Here is a 20,104-nt window from a genome sequence, read left to right as displayed (position 1 = left end):
ACCGAGCCGGAGGAATGGTTCGCAGGAGCCCGGACCTGACTTGCTCAGTCCTGACGCGGCTGCGAACCGACAACTTGCGACGTGGTAGGCGTCCCTGCGGCCGCTCTACCGTCGCTCTCAAAGGGAGGAGATCATGCAACATTGGAAGAAGCTTGCATTCGGCGTCGCCCTGGCCACACTCGGCCTGATGGCGGCGGCCAAGGCCGATGACTATACCTCGTTGCCGCGCAAGGAGACGCTCATCGTCGAAAATCCGGAAGGGACGATCAAGAACCCCGGCTGGTTCAACATCTGGGTCAATGGCGGCGGCGGCGTTTCGACCGGCTTGCAGCAACTGACGATGGATACGCTGTGGTATATCGACCCCGAGCAAGGACTTGGCGGCTCGACCTGGGACAATTCTCTTGCCGCGGACAAACCGCAATATAATGCAGACTTCACCGAAATGACCGTGAAGCTGCGCAAGGGGCTTTATTGGAGCGACGGGGTGGAATTCACCGCCGACGACGTGGTCTATACCGTCAAAACGCAGATGGACCATCCCGGCATGGTCTGGAGCGCCGCCTTCTCCGTGCAGGTGGCAAGCGTTGAGGCAACCGATCCCTATACCGTCGTCTTCAAGCTCAAGAAGCCGAATTCCCGTTTTCACGCGCTCTTCACGGTTCGCTGGAACGGCGCTTGGATCATGCCGAAGCATGTTTTCGAGAAGGTGGCCGATCCGGTCAGATACGACTTCGCCAATCCCATCTCGCTCGGTGCTTACAAGTTAAAGGCCTACGACCCTCAGGGTAAATGGTATACCTGGGAAAAGCGCGACGATTGGCAGCGTACCTCGCTTGCCCGCTTCGGCGAGCCGGCGCCGAAGTACGTCACCTATGTTGACCCAGGTCCGCCCGATAAACGCACTATTGCTCAGATCGAGCACAATCTTGATATCATCCATGACAACACGCCTGAGGGCATGTTCACGCTCAAGGAGAAATCCAAGACCGTCGATAGCTGGTTCCCGGGTTTCCCCTTTGCTCATCCCGACCCGACTCTTCCTGCCGTGATCTTCAACACGCAGGACCCCACCTTCCAGAATCCGGATGTGCGCTGGGCGCTTGCGCTGCTTATCGACATCAAGGCCGTGGATATGGCGAGCTATCGCGGCGCTGCCACTCTTTCGGCCCTCGGTGTTCCACCGACCGCTATCGCCATGAAGGATTACCAGGCGCCACTGCAGGACTGGCTCAAGACCTTCGAGATCGATACCGGCAAGCGCAAGATCAAACCGTATGACCCGACGGTCGGCCAGCAGATCGCCGATATTCTGCGTAAGCAGCCGAAATTCAAGGACCAGATACCGACCGATCCGGCAGCCATCAACACCGCGTTCGGTTACGGCTGGTGGAAGCCCGATCCCCAGGCGGCAGCCGAGCTTCTGGAAAAGGCGGGCTTCAAGAAGACTGGCGGTAAGTGGATGACGCCGGATGGCCAGCCCTTCAAGATCCGCATGAGTGTTGAAGGCGACACCCGTTCCGTCTTCACCCGCGCCGGAACGCTGATCGCACAGCAATGGGCCGCCTTTGGCATCGATTCCAAGGCCGTTCCGTCCACGAGCCTGTGGCAGACGTCACTCCAACCGGGTGACTTCCAGGTGGCGATCGCCTGGAGCGTCGAAACCTGGGGCGGCGATCCCGATCTCTCCTTCTTCCTCGATAGCTGGCATTCGGAATTCGTCGCCAAGAAGGGTGAAAACCAACCGCCGCGCAACTGGCAGCGCTGGTCCAATCCTGAGCTTGACAAGATCATCGAGAGCATTCGCAAGGTCAGTGCCGACGATCCCAAGGGCATCGAACTCGGCAACGACTATCTGAAACTGGTAGCCCGCGAAATGCCGACCATTCCGCTGATGTCCTATAACGTCTTCACGTCGATGGATACCACCTACTGGAAAGGCTATCCGACGATTGCCGATCCCTATACCGATCCGGTCCCCAATTGGGCGAACTCCCGGCTGATGATGGTCAAGCTGAGGCCGGCGCAACCATAAATCCTCCCGACCCTGACGCGGTATCTGCCGCGTCAGGTACCTGTCGCCGGACACTAAGCAGGTCCGGCGAACTTTCTTGGGCGAGTGCAAGCAGCAAGGAGAACCGCGGTATGGCGTCTTATCCTGTTTTCTTATTAAGGCGGTTCGGCCAGTTCCTGCTCGTGGTCTTCATCGGCATTTCCGCGACATTCTTCGTGACGCATCTCACACCGATCGATCCCGTTGAGGAAAGCATCGGCTCGATTCAGCAGATGGGCCAGTCAGATCCGCGTGCCGTCGAGTTAATGCGGCAGTCACTTCGGGCACTCTACGGTCTCGACGGATCGATATGGCTGCAATACGTGCATTTCTGGGGCCGTCTTGCGACCGGCGATCTCGGGCCCTCGCTCTCCGCCTTCCCGACGCCGGTCTCGACCATCATCCTGCGCTCCCTGCCCTGGACGATTGGGCTCATGACGGTCTCGACGCTGACTACATTCATCCTCGGCAATATAGTCGGGGCGCTGGCTGGCTATTATCGGAAAAACATGGCGGTCAAGGCCGTGAGCCTCATCTTCATCGCAATGCAGCCGATCCCCTACTATATCTTCGCTTTCGTGCTGATCATCCTCTTCGGCTATCTATGGCCGATCCTGCCGATCAACGGCGGTTATGAGATGAACACAAATCTCAACCTGTCCCTCGCTCTGGTCCTCGACATTCTGAAGCATTCGATCCTGCCGGCCCTTTCGCTGATCCTGGTCGGCACCGGCAGTTGGCTGATCGGCATGCGCGCTCTGGTCTCCAACATCATCACCGAGGATTACGTGGTCTTTGCCGAGCTCGGCGGCGTACAGAAAAGGCGCATTCTCCGCTCCTATATCGCGCGCAATGCCATGGTGCCGCAATTCACCGGCCTTGCGATGTCGCTCGGCGCCATCTTCAACGGTACGGTGATCACGGAGATCGTCTTCGGCTATCCCGGCATCGGCAACCTGCTGATTTCGGCGGTGCATGCCGGTGATTATAGCCTCGTACTCGGCCTCAGCGCATTGTCGATCGTCGGTGTCGCGGCGGCCGTCTTCATCATCGATGTCCTCAGCCCGCTTATCGATCCGCGCATCAAGGTGGAATAGAGCATGTTTACGATCATCCGCGACCTCGCGCGGCAAAACGTGGAGTTCTTGAGCGGCCTGCTGCTTTTCGCCGTCATCGTCAGTTTGATTGTCTTATCCTATTTCTCGCCATATGGGGCAACGGACATCTATCTCCTGCCGCCCGATATGCCGCCCGATAGCGAATACTGGCTCGGGACGACCTCACGCGGCCAGGACGTTTTTTGGCAGCTTGCCACCGCGCTCCGCAACACCCTCTATTTCGGCATCGGCGTCGCCTTCCTCTCTCGCATCATATCACTGCTGGTCGGACTTATCGCCGGCTATGCCGGCGGTGCTGTCGACAGGGTGCTGATGGCGATCAACGACAGCATCATGGTGATCCCGCAGTTTCCATTGCTGATCCTGTTCTACTTCGTGCTGAAGGACAGCATGACCTGGAGTGTTCTCATCGTGATCATGGCCTCACTCGGCTGGTCCTATGACGCAAGGCTCATTCGCTCGGTCGCAATCAGCCTCAAGACGAGGGCATTTACGACCCAGAGCGTCTATTCGGGCATGAGCATGCGAAAAATCCTTGTCGAGGAGCACCTTCCCTATGTGCTTCCGATCGTCTTCGCTACGACAATGAACAACATGATTTGGTCGATCGGCATGGAAATCACGCTGTCTGTGCTCGGCTTTACCGACATCGAGACGCCGACCATGGGCATGATGATTTACTGGGCCAATGCCCATTCGGCGCTGATCGCCGGAACCTGGTGGTGGGTGGCTGCACCGGTTGCCGCCATTGTGCTTCTCTTCCTCGCGCTGTTCCTGCTTTCCATGTCGATGAACGAATACAACGATCCACGCAGCCGGCTTAATCGGATGGGAGGTTAGCCATGGATGCCTTGGTCGAAATCGAGAATCTGAAAGCCTATTACCGCGCCTTCCTCTATGGTGTTGACCGTGAGGTGCGCGCCGTCGACGATATCAGCCTGACGATCGGTCGCGGCGAGATCTACGGTGTTGCCGGTGAATCGAGCAGCGGCAAGACGACGTTGATCAAGACCATCGCTGGTGCCATCCGGCCGCCGCTCAGGGTCGTGTCAGGTAAGGTGACGTTCCATTTTGCTGGCGGGACGCAAGATATTTATGCCATGAAACCAGAGCAGCGCATGGCACTCCGCTGGCTGCATTTATCCTATATCATGCAGGGCTCGATGAATGTGCTCAATCCGGTGCGTCGCATCCGTCATTCCTTTACGGATTTCGCGCTCCGGCATATGAAACTCGGTAGGGATCAGTTCTTCGAGAAAGTCGCCACTCATCTGCAGCGGCTGAAACTTGATCCGCATCTGCTCGACGCCTATCCCCACGAGCTCTCTGGCGGCATGCGCCAGCGCATGACCATTGCACTTGCCACGATATTGACTCCGGAATTCATCATCGCTGACGAGCCGACGACCGCGCTTGACGTCATCGTCCAGCGCGATGTTCTTTCAATGATCCGTGAAATCCAGCACGAGATGGGCTCGTCCTTCTTATTCGTCACACATGATATGGGTGTGCACGCGACGGTCTCCGACCGCATTGGAATCATTTACGCCGGACGTTTGGTCGAGGAAGCGCCAACTCGAAAGCTCTTCGATATGCCGCTCCATCCGTATACGCAGCATCTTGTTGCAAGCCTCCCGCGTATCGGCGATGTCCAGACGCGTCCGTCGCTGGAGGGACGTCCTCCCAGTCTCGCCACACCGCCGGAGGGTTGTCGGTTTCACCCACGCTGTCCGAAGCGGATGGATATCTGCATGCAAAAAGTTCCGCCGCTAATTACCGTCGAGCCCGGCCGGCGCGTGGCTTGTTTTGCCGTTACGGGAGATCAGGTTTGAGCGCTCTTCTCACCCTCTCACATGTCACGAAGATCTTCCGGCAGGGTGGTATCCTCGGCCGGCGCCAGATCACGGCCGTCAAAGACGTCAGTTTCGAGCTCGGCCAAGAGCCGGAAATCCTATCGATCGTCGGAGAATCAGGCTCGGGAAAATCAACGATCGCGTCAATGATCCTCGGACAGACAACGCCCACCGAAGGAGAGCTTGATTTCCGCGGAAAAGCTGTCTCCGTCCACGGCGCGTCCGAGCGCCGGGCCTTCATGAAAGAAGTGCAGCCAGTTCTGCAGAATCCATTCGAAGCGTTCAATCCACTGAAGCGGGTCGACCGCTATCTCTTCGAAACCGCCCGCAACTTTTCCGCAGGTTCAAAGCGGCCGGATCGGCAAGAAGTCGAGCGGATAGCGGATGCAGCCTTGGCGCATGTCGGCCTTAGTCTCGCGGAGGTGAAAGGCCGTTTCCCGCACGAACTGTCCGGCGGTCAACTTCAGCGCACGGCCATTGCCCGCGCTCTCATACCTCAGCCGCGCCTTCTCGTCGCTGATGAGCCCGTTTCCATGGTGGACGCGTCGCTGCGCATGTCGATCGTCAATTTGTTCGGTCAATTGAAACGCGAGCTGGGGCTTTCGATTATCTACATTACGCATGATCTGGCGACGGCCTACTATATCAGCGATAAGATCATCATCATGCGCAAAGGCGAAATCGTCGAGCAGGGCCAAGCGCGCGCAGTCCTCGATAATCCCCAGCATCCTTATTCCCGCGCACTGAAAGACGCGGTCCTATCTGCCGACTTCGCAGCGATCCCTCAAAGCGGCAATGCGGGTATCGATACTGTCATCAGAAAAATCTCGCCGTTACCATGAGCGGCAATGTTGGACGGAGTTCGTGTCTCCGTTCGGGCGCTCGATGCGCGTTGAATCGCTTCAGCTTTCATCTTCCCAGTCTTCAATTTCGCCCTGGATATCGGCAATAACCTCTGCGAGAGGCTGGCTGTATCCGTCGAGTATGTACGCAAAGTCATGGTCAAGGTCGGCGTGGGCGTTTACGATGCGCGCAGCCACCCGCGGCCGCATTGTCCTGCTTTTCCCGAGGGCCTTAGGAAGAATGCCGCAGTTTTCCGTCATCCGTGCGTCACGTCTCACCGCTTGGATGGAGCATATAACGCTCACCGGCGAATATCGATGGCCGCCGTTAAGGTAGTATATTGCCCCTCACCGCAAACGCCCCCTGGTGCGACATCATCGACAATCCAACCATTGCCGACACTATCCTCGACCAGGCCTCCTCTCCGACTTCCCTTAAGGCCTAGATTCTTATTAATGTTTAATCAGCCGACGTTATGTGGCTCCGTGATTCAACATATGGAGCTTATTTTGAAACACACAGTTGTCATTGGTCTGGATCTGGCCAAAAACGTATTTCAAGTGCATGGAGCCGATGCCGGCGGGAGGAAGACGTTCAACAAAAAGCTGCGCCGGGAGGAGGTAATCGGGTTCTTTAAGACACTTTCGCCTTGTATCGTTGCCATGGAAGCCGGAAGCGCCTGCCATTTTTGGGCGCGCGAGATTGGCGCGCTGGGCCACCAAACGATGATCCTTCCCGGGCAGTACGTCAAACCCTTCGTCAAGCGAGACAAAACGGATGCCTTGGACGCGCAGGCGATTGCTGTGGCGGCTACGCAGGCGGATATACCGACCGTGCCCGTGAAATCGGTTGAGCAGCAAGCATTGACCGTCCTCATTAAGACACGAGCTCTCTTTATCCGACAAAGAACCAAGGCATTCCAGGCTCTACGTGGTCACCTCGCCGAATTCGGCATCATAACGGGAACTGGAACTGCGAAGGTTGAACGATTGGCGACAGATCTGCGCGATGGCGCGATGCCGGGGATACCACCAGCGGTACAGGACGCCATTCTGGCCATCTACGAGGAGATCGAAGCGCTCGATATCAAAATCGCTCGCTTCGAGAAAGAGCTTGCATTGCTTTCTAAACAGGAAGACGACACACGCCGACTCTTGGCCATACCAGGGATCGGGCCTATTACAGCATCCACGATAAAAGCGTACGTACCGGATGCGACCATATTCAAATCCAGTCGGCAATTCGCTTCATGGCTGGGCCTGACTCCCAGAGCACACAATAGCGGTGGGAAAAGCCGACCTGGACCTATCTCAAAGCGCGGAAATCCGGTTTTAAGGGCGTTGTTGTTTGTCTCGGGCATGACACTCGTCCGGCAAGCGAAGGCGAAGGCGCACACCGTAGATACATGGCTTGCGAGGCTAGCCGAACGGCGACCCTATAAGGTTGCCGCTGTCGCGGCTGCGAATAAGATAGCCAGGGTGGTATGGGCCTTGTTGAACAAGGGCGACACGTTCCGAACACCGGCGCAGGCTTAAGCACCAGTTTCGCGGCGCGTAAGATAGGATAGCCTAGTTTCAGACAACGCCCACAAGAGACAGTACAGGCCGTACATGAAGCTGTGCAAAGAAGGCACGGGATAGTTAAAGGCCGTTCTGTCAGCGCGTCATCGAATGGCGTGCATTCACCGCAACGCCGTCAGTTTTCCTGCACGCGGTGCCTAAAAAACAGCAAAATCTTGATGCTCCGCGGGGTCGCCCTTTCAGGGCGGCCCATCAATGTTCTGCGAGCTACTCTAACTCAATCTTCCTCGTAATCCTTTACTTGGACCATGATCGGGTGTGGCAAATTGGGAGACGACGATAAAGTCCTTGCGATCGGTGCTTGGAACTTCGGCATAACGGTTATCGAGGCTCCAAACCCTTGACGAGGATTTATATCTGCGGCATTGGCTAAACGTTCACCCATCGGAAAGTTCATGCAATGACCTCACGGCTGGCAGCAGGTTGGACAGTTGGCGGCGCGAGGGACTCTTTGTCCGCCTTTTCGGGCTTTTCAGGTACCGGACTCACGTCCTTGGGACGCCGCTGCTCGGGGTGTCGCATTCGTGCCGTTGGTGCTCATCGTCTTCTCCATCAAACTTGGCGCCCGCCTGAAAGAACAAGCGGGGAGGATCATCAGCAGGACCCGCGTCGGCACTATTGGCGTCTTCGAGAGAGTGAGCCACCACGAGCAGCGCGACGAGTACCTCTCGCGTACCCACCCCGCTTCATTCGCTGAAGCGATGATTTCTTCCAGGGCGTCTTTGGCCGCCGCCGCCAATTCATCGAGCGATGGTGCCAGTTCTGGGCTGTGATGGAAATCGCACGATCGGCTCATCATTCTGTCGAGATAGCCCGTGGTACATCGGTCGGTCCCACCGATGCGTTACGGATTTTGGACAATCATAAGAACCAACAGGAGCAATTCAGACAAAGAACCTAAAATAGTGGTTCGTCAGCGCCACATCCATTGCGACAAGGTCCACGCGTTACCTACAGTTCTTTTTCAGAACCGTGAGCCGCATGCGATATCGTCGCGGGCGGGGGACATTTACCCTGCCTCCCCGACGAGAGCATCGCTCCAGGCAAGATAGATAGCACTCCTCCGTCATGCCTTAAAGCGATCGAATGCGGTGAGCCGTTGTGTTGGCGGGTCTGCCTCATTCCAGCGATAAATCTCCGAGCGAAGATAGCGCAGCTCATCATCAAGAGCATCTTCGGCAATCTCGATCCACCAGGATTTCGGTCCGCCGTCGCTGCCGTCCGCCCAACGATAACCGCGTGCTTTGAGATGATCCTTCATGTCGAAGGGGCTATTTTCCGCAAAGATCCGAACGCGCAATCGCGCACTGGCTTCATAGAGCTCGGCAAATGGAGTACTCAACGTCCCCCTTGCCTGCGCAAGAACTTCAAAGAGGGCAAAGCAATCATCGACAGCACGGTGGCCCTCGTGAAAATAGCCGGCCTGGCCAATCAGATAGCCAAGCTTGGTGCCTTCAAAACCACGCGAAGTCCAATCGATCTCCGAGACCGAGCAGGCCCAGGCCTTTCCGGAAAAGATCGGCGAGAAGGCTTCACAGAAAGGGCGATCAAAGCCGGCGTTGTGGGCGATAATGATGTCGGCCGGTATGATCAGTGTACGAAGCTGCGCCATGTCGATCATTTGCCCGGACACCATTTCATCGGTGATGCCCGTTAACCGCGTGATATCTGCAGGTATCGGATTCATCGGCTGTTGCAGCCCACCATAAACGCCGACGACATCGCCGATGTTGCCAGCCGTGTCGAACGTGAAGGCGATGGCGCCGATCTCGATAATCTCGTCCTTCCGATGATCGAGGCCAGTAGTCTCGGTATCGAGGATGACGCCTTGCAAGGGAAATCCCGGACGCGCGATCGCAGCAATGTCACGCGTGCAAAGTTTTTTGAGAATACGATATTTGCCCGTCGCCAGAAGGTGGTGGACCATTTCGTCTTCGGTTAATGCCGTCGCCGGCCGGCGCTTCGTCGCCGACGAGCCAAGTGCCCTGCGCGGAGCGATCTCGTTTGAAGCGAATAGGTCGAACTGCTGCGGCATTCGGTTTCCCAGGCTTGTTGTTAGAAACGGCATTCGAACCACCTTCTAGATTCTCCAAAGGCATTCAAACGTTCGTTCCCACATAGTGTCATGGCAGGCGCATGGTCACGGTGAGCTCATTTCGCACCAGCGCCCTCTCCCAGGTAAGGACGTTGAGTCGTGCCTGGATGCCGTCGGGGCCTTTTTCCCATCGTGGCAGCCATCTGGGAAGCATGTTCTTGCGCATTTGCAGCAAATATCCGAACGACTGAGACCGACGGCATAGCCCGCAAGGTTGCGAAGTCTATGCAGGAGTCTTGGGCTCTCGCCATTCACAGTTGCTTGAATCGCATTCAGCAGGAAAGCTATCGCCTTCTGGCGATCTCCCAAAACGACGGCACGCTCGATCAAGTTGCCCCAGAGGCCATCCCCGCCGGTAAGGGCTTCGCTCTCGTGGGGGTGGTCTTGATAATCTGTAGCCAGCATCATGAACCATATCCAGAATACCTCCCTGTGCTCTGGCGTACCCTTCCGCCGGGTAGTCCAGGGCTACCCACCTCCTCCAGCCGCCACCCATCCAGGCCATCCGCTGGCTGCACATCAGGCATTTTTTTCTGCCTAAACGAGTGTTGTGCAGACAGACCTAAAAGGGCAATTTTGACGCGAGGAACAGTCCACCCGCGTACGCTGCATGCATCGGAGGAAACAGGCAAGGCTACAGCCATTTTTTCATACTCGGCCCTACTCACATTCAAGAGCAGGAGCAAAGTGGTAAAACTGCCGGTTGAAAAGCTTCGTGGCTCCTCGTCGTGAAAAAGCTATTCACGAACCAGAACACTCCCGCCTAGCCCGCCACTAATACGGCCTCTGGCGGCGGAATGATGATGAAAGGCCCGGTCCGGGGGCTACGGCCCGACGTCGAAATCACGGTCCTCGACGCCATTCCGACGATCTATCTGCACGTCTCTCGGCGCACGACAAGTTCGATCCTCGTGCCGGACATCGCATCGACAATGAGCGGAGCGGAGCCGCTCAGCCAAGCAGGCGGGAAAAGCAGTCTGCCGTCGCGAATGAGGACTGCGACGAAGCACGATCTGAGCGCACCCAACCAGTCCACCCAGGAAAAATAAGGAGGAACGTTATGTCAATATTGGACAAACCAGCGGCGATTTCGATCGAAACCGCGCAGGAGGAAACGTCAGCGGCGTTCAAACGACGCTTTATGCTGAGAATGATCATTGTTCTTACCGGCGGCATGTTCTTGGATGGCTACATCCTCGGAATCGTCGGCCCGGTGTCCGGCAAAATGACCGCAGATCTCGCCATTTCGCCATTCTGGGAGGGCCTTATCGCAGCAGGCGCATTATTCGGCATCCTGATTGGCTCTCCACTTGGGGGCTGGGCTGGCGACAAGTATGGCCGCAAACCGCTATTCATGATGGACATGGCGCTGTTCCTATTGTCCTCGATCATGCAGCTCTTCGTCGGCGCCGTGCAACTTTTTGTTGACTCGCCCGGGCAATTGTTCGTGGTGCGCCTGCTGATGGGCATTGCGATCGGCGCCGAGTATTCCGTCGGCTGGCCATTGATGTCTGAATTCGCGCCTGCCGGCTGCGTGGACGGCTTATGGGCCTGACCCTCATAGCCTGGTACGCCGGATTCATGATCGCCTTCATCGTGGGCTATTTGCTGAACGAGTATACAGACCTCGGCTGGCGGCTCATCCTCGGCACAAGCACCCTGATCTCGGTGGCCTTGTTCCTCGGCCGGCTCGGCATGCCTGAATCCCCACGCTGGCTTTGGAACCAGGGGCGTACCGAACAGGCCCGCGCCATAGCCAACCGATATATGGAGAGCTCTGCGGACGCGGCCGATATGGAGCATGAGGGTAGTCACCAGAAGGGCAGCTTCAGAATGCTGTTCTCCGGCCGGTATTGGAGAGCCACCCTGTTCGTATCGGGATTCTGGTTCTGCGCCGTTACGCCGTACTTCGCGATTGCCACATTCGCCGACAGCGTGCTGCAGAAATACGGCCTCGGCGGCGGGCTGGCAGGCGGGGTCGCGCTCTCCGCCGTGGCGTTGGCCGGAAGCGTGACCACGGTCCTGCTGATCGAAAAGTTCGGCCGTCGCACGCTGACCGCGCCGCCACAATGGGTGGCCACCGTGCTGCTTACGGTTCTAGGTCTGTGGGCGGGCGCCCCAGCGATGGTCGTGCTGGCCCTGTTCGTCACTTTCTCCTTCTTCAATGCAGGATACGGCACGCTGACCAGCATCTACCCGGGCGAGGTCTTCCCGACCGAAATCCGCGGAATCGGCACGGGCTTTGCAGCTGCCGTCAGCCGCGTCGGGGCCGGCCTCGGCACTTTCCTGCTGCCATGGTCCATGGCCAATCTAGGCACCTCGGTGACCATGCTGATTGCTGCTGCCATCGCCGGCGTCGGAGCTGCCCTATCGCAATGGCTGGCGCCCGAGACGAAGGGCAAGAGCCTCAGCGAGACGGCTGCCGGCTTCTCGCACTAAAGCTTCGCGACTTTGCGGAAACATCGAGGTCGGAAAGACGCGTTGAAACAAGAGCTAGAGCAAAGGGCCGTTCCCCTTGAACACACTTTGCTCTAATTTTTCGCCGGTCTCGCAATTGCCTTACCGCGGCTCAAGAAATGCGATCTTTAACGAACCGCGTAGGCGTACTTTGCCTTGACGCCGATGGTTTTCGAGCGCGCACGTCGTCGGCTCGGCCTTGCATAAGCCGGATTGTTCCTGATGGGTGTGCTCTGGCTTTGGCGTTCACTCACCGCATCACGGTCGGCGGCTGACGCTGGAATTTTCGACCGAAGGCAGGTGCATCTCAGTCGCACTGGTGCACTCATTTGACGAAAAGGAAGATCGTCGTTTCTGCCGCCATAGTTCGCGACCCCTAGTTCCCGATCTCATGTGTTTCATTGATCGAGCGTTTATTACGCTCTTCGACAATCTTCTGACTGCCGATCCGAACCGCCCGCTGCAACACCCTCAGAGATTCACGCATAACCTCGAATTCTTGGCGCTGTGTGGCGGATATAAAGTTGGCGGCACGCTCATCGCCACGCTCAATCACGTTTCGGCCGAAACGGGCATCGAGCGCTTTGCTGATTACGGCAAACTCCGCGCGAACTTGTGGGTCCAACGCGTGGACCGCGGCATCTAAATCCTGACTGCGCAGCGTTGTAGCTTTGGTCAATCTTGACAGTTCGTCCTGTGCGGATTGCGACAATCCCGGGATGGCGATAGCCATGCGCCGACGCTCTTCTGTGATGGCTTGCCTCTCCCGATCGAATGCCGCAGCGTAAGAAGACGCAAACGCCTTGATGTGGACATCGACCTTAGCAATTGCTTGCAGCGCATCCTTCCGCTCACGACCGGGTGCAAGCAGGCGGTCGATCGTTCTGCCGGAACCGCGGAGCGCGCCATACGCAGTTGGATCGCTGCGAACGGCGGTTGCAATGCGCTTGGCAGATATACCTTTGAGAATGAGGTCCTCGATTGTCTCAACCGCACTTGCAGGATCACGCCAGACGTGCGTCATACTCTCGGCAAGTCGTGCACGTTGCCGCTGATGATCGGACCTGGCCAACGCACGGTGCCTAGCCTCCTCTTCAACGGGCGTCCTAAATTCGGAGACGGCGGACAGCATTGGAAGCACAATTTTGTCGTCAGAAACAATGGCGGTGGCGAAGACCTGCGAAGGGTTACGCCGCTCACCCTGATGCACTTCGGCAAAATGCCTTGCGAGTTCAAATAGCTTTACGAGCTCCCCGCGTTGTTCTGATGTGAGGTTCGGGGGCATGCGCTCGATCATGCTGCGCTCGGCGACGATATCGGGCTTCGACGTGAAAGCGCTCCGACCGAAGCGCGCCGTCAGGGCCTCGCCGAGTTGATTGAGCTCCCGCATCACCGCCGAATTTTCGGCGGCCAGAGAAAATGCGGATTTATAAGCATCCTCACCGCCTTTCATACGCCCCGCGTCGATTTCGGATAGCAGAACAAGCGCGTTTTCGGAGAGTGCCGGAACAGACACGGACATTGCGGAACGTCGAATCTGCTCGCGTCTTTCGAAATAACCAGCATCCACCCGGAACGCTTCAGCATGAGCTCTTGCCAAAGGAATCAAATTTGCAACAGCAGCCATAGCCTCGTGGAGTTCGTGTCGCGGCATTCCGCCGTGTGCCGGATCCTCTGATCCGCGCAGTCGCCCCAGTTGATCCGGCACACGAGCGAGAGCCTCTATAATTCGTCTCGGCTCTCCATCATTTGCCAAAATTTTTCGATTTAGCACGATGAGGGCCTGATCCGGATCGCGATAGATTGCGTTGAGCGCGCTCCACAAACTGGCTTCCCGCTCCTTCCACTCTCGAGATGCCATCTGAGCTAGGCGCGCGTCCTCCTCCAGGCTCTGAGGAAATGTCATCGTCGGCGCCATCAGATAGCGCGGAACGCCCACCACGTTCTTACGTGCCGCCGGCTGTGACATCCTCCTATCCTCGTCGTAGGATATGCGCCGTTCCCTTTCAATTGCCAACCCTAATGCAACGCTGGCGCGCCTCCAAAGCTCATCTAATCTTTCCTTCCTCCCGACAAGCCTTGCCCATTGTCTGGATAACGCCTCCTCGACCTCAGCGGAAGCTTCGGCAAGGCGGACAATGCCCCGGCGGCGCGCAAAATCATCGATGTGACGCAGGTAGCTAGCTTCGTTCTGGTAATCAAGCGTCACCGTCTTTGCGCCCGAGCGCGACAGGCGTTCGACCAGTGGCTCGAACAACTCCGGCCTATGGCTTTGCGACCCAGCAAATTCACTGCTCGACCCGGCATGTTCAAGCCGCTGCGCCGTCCACACGTTGCGCTCGACCAGCCGGTCCTCAAAGCGTGTTTCGCCGGTCTCGGTGTCGATACCAGGCACCTTTACCATTACTCGCTCGATGCCGTCTTTACGCAGACTCACGACATCACCGACGCGAACACCGCCCTTCTCCAACGCAGCAGGCAGACCAACGCCCCACACGCGATGCTTTTTTCCACCTTCGATGTTCACGTCAGCATAGGGAGTTAGATTGGCATCGGTATCGTCCCGAAACCTAGCCTGGCCGACAGCCACCAGCTCACCACTGAGTCCAGCGGCATGGTCAATACGCACCAGCTTTTCCCAATCCCTCCGCGGGACAAAATCCTCTTTCGCCGCATAAAGATCCGCCCGCTCGCGATGACGTGTCATTGCAACATAGGTTAGATGCCGGTCCATCGCGCCGGTCGCCAATACGAAAGTCCGATCGACGGTCGCGCCCTGTGACTTGTGAATTGTTGCCGCATAGCCGTAATCAATATTGCGATAGCTGTGCTCGCCAAAGACTACCTTGCGGCCGTTATCTAGGCGGACCGATAGCAGTGTGTGGGCATCCCGCCCGGTAATCGCCCTGACCGTCCCCAGCATACCGTTTTTCACGTGCTGTGGCCCGAGATGTCCAGCCCGTGGTTCGACGAAGCGCGCATTCTCGAGGAAGATGATGCGGTCTCCGACGGCGAATTCGCGCTTACCGCGCTCTGTCATGACGACATGCTGTTCGTGCAAGATCCCTCGTTCGACCATGACCGCGCGAACGGCCTCGTTGAGCCGCTTAACGTCCGCGTTTGTGTGGGCAAGAACGAGTAGTTCATCGCCGCGTACACGCACAGCACTATCTTCAGAATCGGTTGCGCCCAGAAGGTCAATCCTAGCTTTTGTCCAATCGACAACGATCCTTCCAATGGCTTCTTCCTTGCTATTTGTTTCGGTGATGTGGCCCTGCGCGGCATACAAATCGAGCGCTGCTTCCACCCGGCCGACCGCAAATAAGTAGGATGCATCACGTGCCCAATCCTCGTGCTGACGGCGCACGCCGGCAAGCTCAGCAAAGCCTATACGCTCCACAATGGCACGGAACGCAGCACCCGCCTGAATCGGCTGCAACTGCATTGCATCACCAACCAGAACCACCTTTGCGCCTGCGTCCTCTACGACCTTCAAAACACGCGCCATCTGACGCGACGAAACCAAGCCGGCCTCATCGATGACGAACACATCACCACGCCCAAGGCTGTCGCGATCAGCACCCCAGGAGACCTCCCAAGCGGCCAGTGTTCGCGAGCGAATTCCCGAATTTTTCTCCAATCCTTCCGCCGCCTTACCTGCAAGGGCTGCGCCAACGACCCGTCGGCCGTCTTTTTCCCAGGCTATACGCGCAGCTTCCAGAAGCGTTGACTTGCCGGTGCCAGCAAGACCGACAACGGCGGCAATACCGTTGTCCCGGACGATGTGTCGGATCGCGCCGATCTGTTCTCCATCCAGACGAAAGGCCAGTTGAGGATCGCGCGTTTCGACGAGTCTGATGGCGGCGGCGACGTGCTTCTCCGCAGCGGCGAACCCAACGCGCTTTGATAAAACTTCCGCCGACCGCGCCATCTCAAATTCGACTCGCAACATGTCTCGCGTCGTGAAAATAGCCGGTTCGGCCATCCTTCCTGTTTCGGGGTCGAGCTGTTGTGGCTTTAGTACCACAAGCTCATCAGACATTAGCAGCTTTGCATGGATATTCGCGAAGTGAGTGGAATCGTCGACATGACGATGCAGAGCCTTGGCGATATCGCTTTGGTCGAAAGTGGACCGTTCGTTACTGATTTGTTTTAAGAGAAGCTCCGGATCGGCAAGCAGCCTGTCGACCACCTCTTGTCGGCGCGCAAGCTCAGCCGGCGACAAAAACATTGCCGTGCCCTTCTTAATCAGGACAGCCTTCGCTATGCTAACACGTGTCTTAGCGATACCCCCCAATCCCCGCTCGGCATACGAGCGGCCATCAAGTTGTATATCATGGCCGGCAAGCGATAGGTGGCGATTGGCCGTTTCGGCCCATGCGATCTTCCACGCCTTTAGCGTCTTGCGGTCGCCACCCCATTTGCGACGAACAGTGTTTTCCACGGGACCGTCCGACCCGACCCCGCCCCGCGGCTGACCGTGCTCTCGGACCAGGACCATAGTCTTAGGCCCAAACCCGTCCTCGGTCAGTGGACGTAAGGTCATTATCAAGTGAATATGGGGGTTGCCCTGTCTCTCATGATAAACCCAGTCGACCACCATACCTTTATTGGTCAAATTATCGCGCACGAACTCGCGCACAAGCGCAATGTTCTCGGCCCGCGTAAGCTCTTCCGGTAGGGCGATTATCAGCTCGCGAGCAAGCTCCGCATTCACCCTTTTTTCAAAAGCTTCAACAGCATTCCACAAGACCTCGCTGGCGCTGGCGACCGTCCGCCCATCAATTGCTCCAAGCAGCCAATCCGGCGCCTGGTCAGGCAACGCCAACTCCTCGTGCACCAGATCCGATCGGCGACGCTTATAGGCAAACGCAACGCCGATCCGTTCGTCCACCATCTTCTTTCGGTGACGATAAGCGGCCGCGGAGACGACGCTGCGCCCCGCACCTCTGCTGATCATCTCCGCTCTGATGAACATAATTGCCATGATAGGTCTCAATCCTTTTCGCACTTCGCATTGGTAATCGGCGCAAAAATAACCTATTTTACTAATTTGTTCTAGTCAGTATAATGGCATTTCACAATGCGATTGTCACGTCCAGCAATGGGAAAAAAGCTATGAAATCATCCATATCTGATCTCGACGCACAGATCGAAACGCTTCTTGAACGAAAGAGAATTTTGATAGTTAAATCCGCCGAGCGCTTCTCGCGCGCCGCGATGAAGTTAGGCCTGGCGGAGATGGAGATTAGTGACGACGAGCTTGATCAGATCTTCAAAGAGATCGCCGCGCGATTTCGCAAAGATGCAAAAAAAGGGGATGCCAACCCAGGTGCTCAGACGCATCGGTCAGCGGATCGCGGGGCTGGAGCGGAGGCGCAACGTTCACATGACCGCTGAGCGCAAACAAGAAGCTCGGGAGAAGTTCCTGCTTGGCGGCATTGTCGTCAAAGCCGGGCTGCTGAGGGCCGATAGGGCTTTTCTTCTCGGCGGCTTGCTTGAGCTAGCGAAAGTTGTCCCGGGCTCAGTCGAACATCGGCGGCTGTGCGATGCCGGCGAACAGGCATTCAAGCCTCCTTCATTGGACAACCTCTCGCCACGCACTGACGAGAGCGCAAAATGGCGTTGAAGGGCAAATTACATCCGAGAATTCTGCTTGTTCTCGTGCCAGTCGCTGTCACCGCGACGACTGTCTACATCACTAGCTGGCGATGGCAGGAAATCGCTGCCGACCTGCCCGGCAAAGCAACCTATTGGTTTCTCCGGGCCGCGCCGATCCCGGCCCTCGCATTCGGGCCATTTGCGGGACTTTTAATCGTCTCGACATCGCCGTTGCATCGACGTCGACCCGTAGCAGTGGCGAGCCTTTTATGCTTGCTAACTGTGGCTGGGTTTTATGCGTTACGCGAATATAGCCGCCTTATCCCATGGGTGGAACACGGAATAGTTTCCTGGGAGGAGGCGCTCTCATATCTGGATATCAGCGCGGTTATCGGCGCGCTGGCCGGCTTCATGGCGACAGCAATTGCCGCCCGCATTTCCGTCGTGGTGCCCGAGCAAGTCAAACGCGCAAAGCACGGCATCTTCGGAAATGCCGACTGGCTCTCGATGGCGGCAGCCGCCAAGCTGTTCCCGCCGGATGGCGAGATTGTGGTCGGAGAGCGATATCGCGTCGACAAGGAAGTCATTCAGAAGCTGGCGTTCGATCCCGACGATTGGAGCACATGGGGTCAGGGTGGCAAGGCTCCATTGCTCACTTACAAGCAGGACTTCGATTCCACCCACATGCTGTTCTTTGCCGGTTCCGGCGGATTCAAGACCACAAGCAACGTAGTGCCGACCGCACTTCGCTATACTGGTCCGCTGATCTGCCTCGATCCCTCCACCGAAGTCACCCCCATTGTTATAGGGCATCGCGTCCACTCCCTTGGACGCGATGTTATGGTGCTTGACCCGACAAATCCGGTCGTAGGTTTCGACGTTCTCGATGGGATCGAGGCCTCGAAGCAGAAGGAGGAGGACATCGTTGGCATCGCCCACATGCTATTGTCGGACAGCGCGCGTTTTGACTCATCCACGGGATCGTATTTCCAGAGCCAAGCGCATAATTTTTTAACCGGGCTGCTCGCCCACGTGATGTTCTCACCCGAATATGCCGGGCGGCGCAACCTTCGCAGCCTGCGTCTGATCGTGTCCGAGCCTGAGCCTTCGGTGCTTGCTATGCTTCGCGACATCCAGGCGAACTCCAGGTCCGCCTTCATTCGCGAAACGCTGGGCGTGTTCACGAACATGACCGAGCAGACCTTCAGCGGTGTGTATTCGACCGCATCAAAGGATACACAGTGGCTCTCGCTTGAGAACTACGCCTCCCTCGTTTGCGGGAATACCTTTAGATCAAGCGACATTGTCAAAAGCAACACGGACGTATTCCTGAACATTCCCGCGCCCATCTTGCGATCTTATCCCGGTATTGGGCGGGTGATCATCGGTTCGTTGATCAACGCTATGATTCAAGCCGATGGCGCTTTCAAGCGCCGTGCCCTCTTCATGCTGGATGAGGTGGATTTGTTAGGCTACATGCGGGCGCTGGAGGAAGCGCGCGACCGCGGGCGCAAGTATGGCATTACCATGATGCTGATGTATCAATCTGTGGGCCAGCTAGAGCGACATTTCGGGAAGAATGGTGCGACCTCTTGGATCGACGGATGCGCATTCGCCTCCTATGCCGCCATCAAGGCGCTCGAAACCGCCCGCACTGTTTCGGCCCAGTGTGGAGAAATGACCATCGAGGTTCATGGGCGCTCGCGCAATGTCGGTTGGAGCAATAAACATGGCGCAGCACCGAGGTCGGAGAGCGTGAATTTTCAGCGGAGACAGTTGATCCTTCCGCACGAGATCATCCAGTCCATGCGAAAGGACGAACAGATCCTCGTTGTACAGGGGCACAGCCCAATCCGGTGCGGACGAGCGATCTACTTCCGCCGTAAGGATATGAATAAAGCCGCAAAAGCAAATCGTTTCGTGCGACCTTGAGCGTCAGCTGTGCAGGCGCCAATGCTCCAATCGAGCATTTCTGACCTCACCCACCACGTCGCAAGAGCCATGAAAGCAGATGCAATTACTGCGGGGGCCAAACCCCGGTATCCTGAAAGATGCGACAATCCCAGTCTGTTATGGAGAAATAGATTTCCGGCAAGACCGTAAGCCAAAGCGGGCACCGACATCCAGATAATGGCAGCCTGGGGAGAAATCTTCGGCAAGCACAACAGTACCGTGATGCAGGTCATCGCCACCGCGATACTATACTTCAATGAAGCCCGGTTCATATTCAAGGCGTTCATGGCAATTGGGTTAAACCACGAGATCGGGATCATCAAGGATGTGATGGCGACTGCCCGAATGATCGGCGCAACCCCGTTGTAGGTGTGCGGCAAGAGCAAAGCGACGATATCATCAGAGACGACAATCAGACCGCTGAACGCAGGCAATGAAACAAACGCAGCCGTTCGAATGATTGCGACGTAGACTTCCTGCTCCTTAACGAGGTCGCCCCGTACTTTTGTCATCAGCGGAAGCCATAGCGAAAATAGCGGGCCGATCAGCGG

15 protein-coding genes and 1 pseudogene are annotated in these 20,104 nt (G+C 57.0%); 12 read left to right on the top strand and 4 right to left on the bottom strand.

What is annotated here, in order from left to right:
• Positions 1 to 133: 133 nt before the first annotated feature.
• The 5 genes from K290_RS0127055 (at position 134) to K290_RS35095 (ending at position 5,866) form a co-directional block, all read left to right on the top strand.
• Positions 134 to 2,035, top strand: a complete 1,902-nt coding sequence (locus K290_RS0127055) for an ABC transporter substrate-binding protein (protein ID WP_028754755.1) — start codon at positions 134 to 136, stop codon at positions 2,033 to 2,035.
• A 110-nt stretch (positions 2,036 to 2,145) separates the two neighbouring features.
• Positions 2,146 to 3,150, top strand: coding sequence for an ABC transporter permease (locus K290_RS0127050; protein ID WP_028754754.1), 1,005 nt, complete (start codon positions 2,146 to 2,148; stop codon positions 3,148 to 3,150).
• 3 nt (positions 3,151 to 3,153) lie between these two features.
• Positions 3,154 to 4,011, top strand: a complete 858-nt coding sequence (locus K290_RS0127045; protein WP_028754753.1) for an ABC transporter permease — start codon at positions 3,154 to 3,156, stop codon at positions 4,009 to 4,011.
• A gap of 2 nt (positions 4,012 to 4,013) precedes the next feature.
• Positions 4,014 to 5,003 (top strand): ABC transporter ATP-binding protein, encoded by a 990-nt coding sequence (locus K290_RS0127040; RefSeq protein ID WP_028754752.1) that lies wholly within the window; start codon positions 4,014 to 4,016, stop codon positions 5,001 to 5,003.
• The gene (locus K290_RS35095) at positions 5,000 to 5,866 is read left to right on the top strand and encodes an ABC transporter ATP-binding protein (protein ID WP_051264231.1); all 867 of its coding nucleotides are present in this window, start codon (positions 5,000 to 5,002) and stop codon (positions 5,864 to 5,866) included. Before K290_RS0127040 ends, K290_RS35095 begins: the two co-directional genes overlap by 4 nt.
• Positions 5,867 to 5,926: 60 nt before the next feature.
• On the opposite strand, the gene K290_RS37480 is transcribed toward K290_RS35095, so the two are convergent.
• A complete protein-coding gene (locus tag K290_RS37480; RefSeq protein WP_154668677.1) occupies positions 5,927 to 6,127 on the bottom strand; it encodes a hypothetical protein in 201 nt (66 codons plus the stop codon).
• 237 nt (positions 6,128 to 6,364) lie between these two features.
• On the opposite strand from K290_RS37480, the gene K290_RS0127025 reads away from it, so the two are divergent.
• Together K290_RS0127025 and K290_RS38995 are read left to right on the top strand one after the other, a co-directional pair.
• Positions 6,365 to 7,402 carry an IS110 family RNA-guided transposase gene (locus tag K290_RS0127025; RefSeq protein ID WP_037136373.1) on the top strand — a complete coding sequence of 346 codons (1,038 nt, stop codon included), beginning with the start codon at positions 6,365 to 6,367 and terminating at the stop codon, positions 7,400 to 7,402.
• A 569-nt stretch (positions 7,403 to 7,971) separates the two neighbouring features.
• Positions 7,972 to 8,220, top strand: coding sequence for a hypothetical protein (locus K290_RS38995; RefSeq protein ID WP_154668676.1), 249 nt, complete (start codon positions 7,972 to 7,974; stop codon positions 8,218 to 8,220).
• Between the two features lie 293 nt (positions 8,221 to 8,513).
• On the opposite strand, the gene K290_RS0127015 is transcribed toward K290_RS38995, so the two are convergent.
• Positions 8,514 to 9,482 (bottom strand): 3'-5' exonuclease, encoded by a 969-nt coding sequence (locus K290_RS0127015; RefSeq protein ID WP_028754749.1) that lies wholly within the window; start codon positions 9,480 to 9,482, stop codon positions 8,514 to 8,516.
• Positions 9,483 to 10,339: 857 nt separating this feature from the next.
• Between K290_RS0127015 and K290_RS0127010 the strand changes: the two genes are divergently transcribed.
• Entirely contained in the window at positions 10,340 to 10,591 is a 252-nt protein-coding gene (locus K290_RS0127010; RefSeq protein ID WP_154668675.1) for a hypothetical protein, read from the top strand.
• Between the two features lie 11 nt (positions 10,592 to 10,602).
• Positions 10,603 to 11,981 (top strand): annotated as a pseudogene (locus K290_RS35085) (MFS transporter).
• A gap of 394 nt (positions 11,982 to 12,375) precedes the next feature.
• Here the strand turns inward: K290_RS35085 and traA are convergent.
• Positions 12,376 to 16,986 carry a Ti-type conjugative transfer relaxase TraA gene (gene traA, locus K290_RS0127000; protein ID WP_028754747.1) on the bottom strand — a complete coding sequence of 1,537 codons (4,611 nt, stop codon included), beginning with the start codon at positions 16,984 to 16,986 and terminating at the stop codon, positions 12,376 to 12,378.
• 131 nt (positions 16,987 to 17,117) lie between these two features.
• Between traA and K290_RS0126995 the strand changes: the two genes are divergently transcribed.
• The 3 genes from K290_RS0126995 to traG are packed head-to-tail and all read left to right on the top strand — an operon-like array spanning position 17,118 to position 19,532.
• Complete coding sequence (locus tag K290_RS0126995; RefSeq protein ID WP_037136368.1) at positions 17,118 to 17,399, top strand: TraC family protein; 282 nt, start codon at positions 17,118 to 17,120, stop codon at positions 17,397 to 17,399.
• Positions 17,389 to 17,628, top strand: a complete 240-nt coding sequence (locus K290_RS0126990; protein WP_028754745.1) for a conjugal transfer protein TraD — start codon at positions 17,389 to 17,391, stop codon at positions 17,626 to 17,628. The genes K290_RS0126995 and K290_RS0126990 overlap by 11 nt, the downstream gene beginning before the upstream one ends.
• A complete protein-coding gene (gene traG, locus K290_RS0126985; RefSeq protein ID WP_028754744.1) occupies positions 17,619 to 19,532 on the top strand; it encodes a Ti-type conjugative transfer system protein TraG in 1,914 nt (637 codons plus the stop codon). Before K290_RS0126990 ends, traG begins: the two co-directional genes overlap by 10 nt.
• Here the strand turns inward: traG and K290_RS37470 are convergent.
• Positions 19,472 to 20,104: oligosaccharide flippase family protein (locus tag K290_RS37470; protein WP_154668674.1), on the bottom strand; the 633-nt coding region annotated here is incomplete at its 5' end. The two genes, traG and K290_RS37470, sit on opposite strands and share 61 nt — an antisense overlap.

The organism is Rhizobium leucaenae USDA 9039, from assembly GCF_000426285.1.
Classification (GTDB): Bacteria; Pseudomonadota; Alphaproteobacteria; order Rhizobiales; family Rhizobiaceae; genus Rhizobium; species Rhizobium leucaenae.
This window is presented reverse-complemented; position numbering and strand designations above follow the sequence as displayed.

What these genes read in the sequence shown, in the direction of transcription:
- K290_RS0126990 (WP_028754745.1), top strand. Translation starts at nt 17,389, where the DNA reads ATGACCGCTGAGCGCAAACAAGAAGCTCGGGAGAAGTTCCTGCTTGGC.
- K290_RS0127055 (WP_028754755.1), top strand. Translation starts at nt 134, where the DNA reads ATGCAACATTGGAAGAAGCTTGCATTCGGCGTCGCCCTGGCCACACTC.
- traA (WP_028754747.1), bottom strand. Translation starts at nt 16,986, where the DNA reads ATGGCAATTATGTTCATCAGAGCGGAGATGATCAGCAGAGGTGCGGGG.
- K290_RS0127040 (WP_028754752.1), top strand. Translation starts at nt 4,014, where the DNA reads ATGGATGCCTTGGTCGAAATCGAGAATCTGAAAGCCTATTACCGCGCC.
- K290_RS0127025 (WP_037136373.1), top strand. Translation starts at nt 6,365, where the DNA reads ATGGAGCTTATTTTGAAACACACAGTTGTCATTGGTCTGGATCTGGCC.
- K290_RS37480 (WP_154668677.1), bottom strand. Translation starts at nt 6,127, where the DNA reads ATGACGGAAAACTGCGGCATTCTTCCTAAGGCCCTCGGGAAAAGCAGG.
- K290_RS0126995 (WP_037136368.1), top strand. Translation starts at nt 17,118, where the DNA reads ATGAAATCATCCATATCTGATCTCGACGCACAGATCGAAACGCTTCTT.
- K290_RS0127050 (WP_028754754.1), top strand. Translation starts at nt 2,146, where the DNA reads ATGGCGTCTTATCCTGTTTTCTTATTAAGGCGGTTCGGCCAGTTCCTG.
- K290_RS0127010 (WP_154668675.1), top strand. Translation starts at nt 10,340, where the DNA reads ATGATGATGAAAGGCCCGGTCCGGGGGCTACGGCCCGACGTCGAAATC.
- K290_RS0127045 (WP_028754753.1), top strand. Translation starts at nt 3,154, where the DNA reads ATGTTTACGATCATCCGCGACCTCGCGCGGCAAAACGTGGAGTTCTTG.
- K290_RS0127015 (WP_028754749.1), bottom strand. Translation starts at nt 9,482, where the DNA reads ATGCCGCAGCAGTTCGACCTATTCGCTTCAAACGAGATCGCTCCGCGC.
- traG (WP_028754744.1), top strand. Translation starts at nt 17,619, where the DNA reads ATGGCGTTGAAGGGCAAATTACATCCGAGAATTCTGCTTGTTCTCGTG.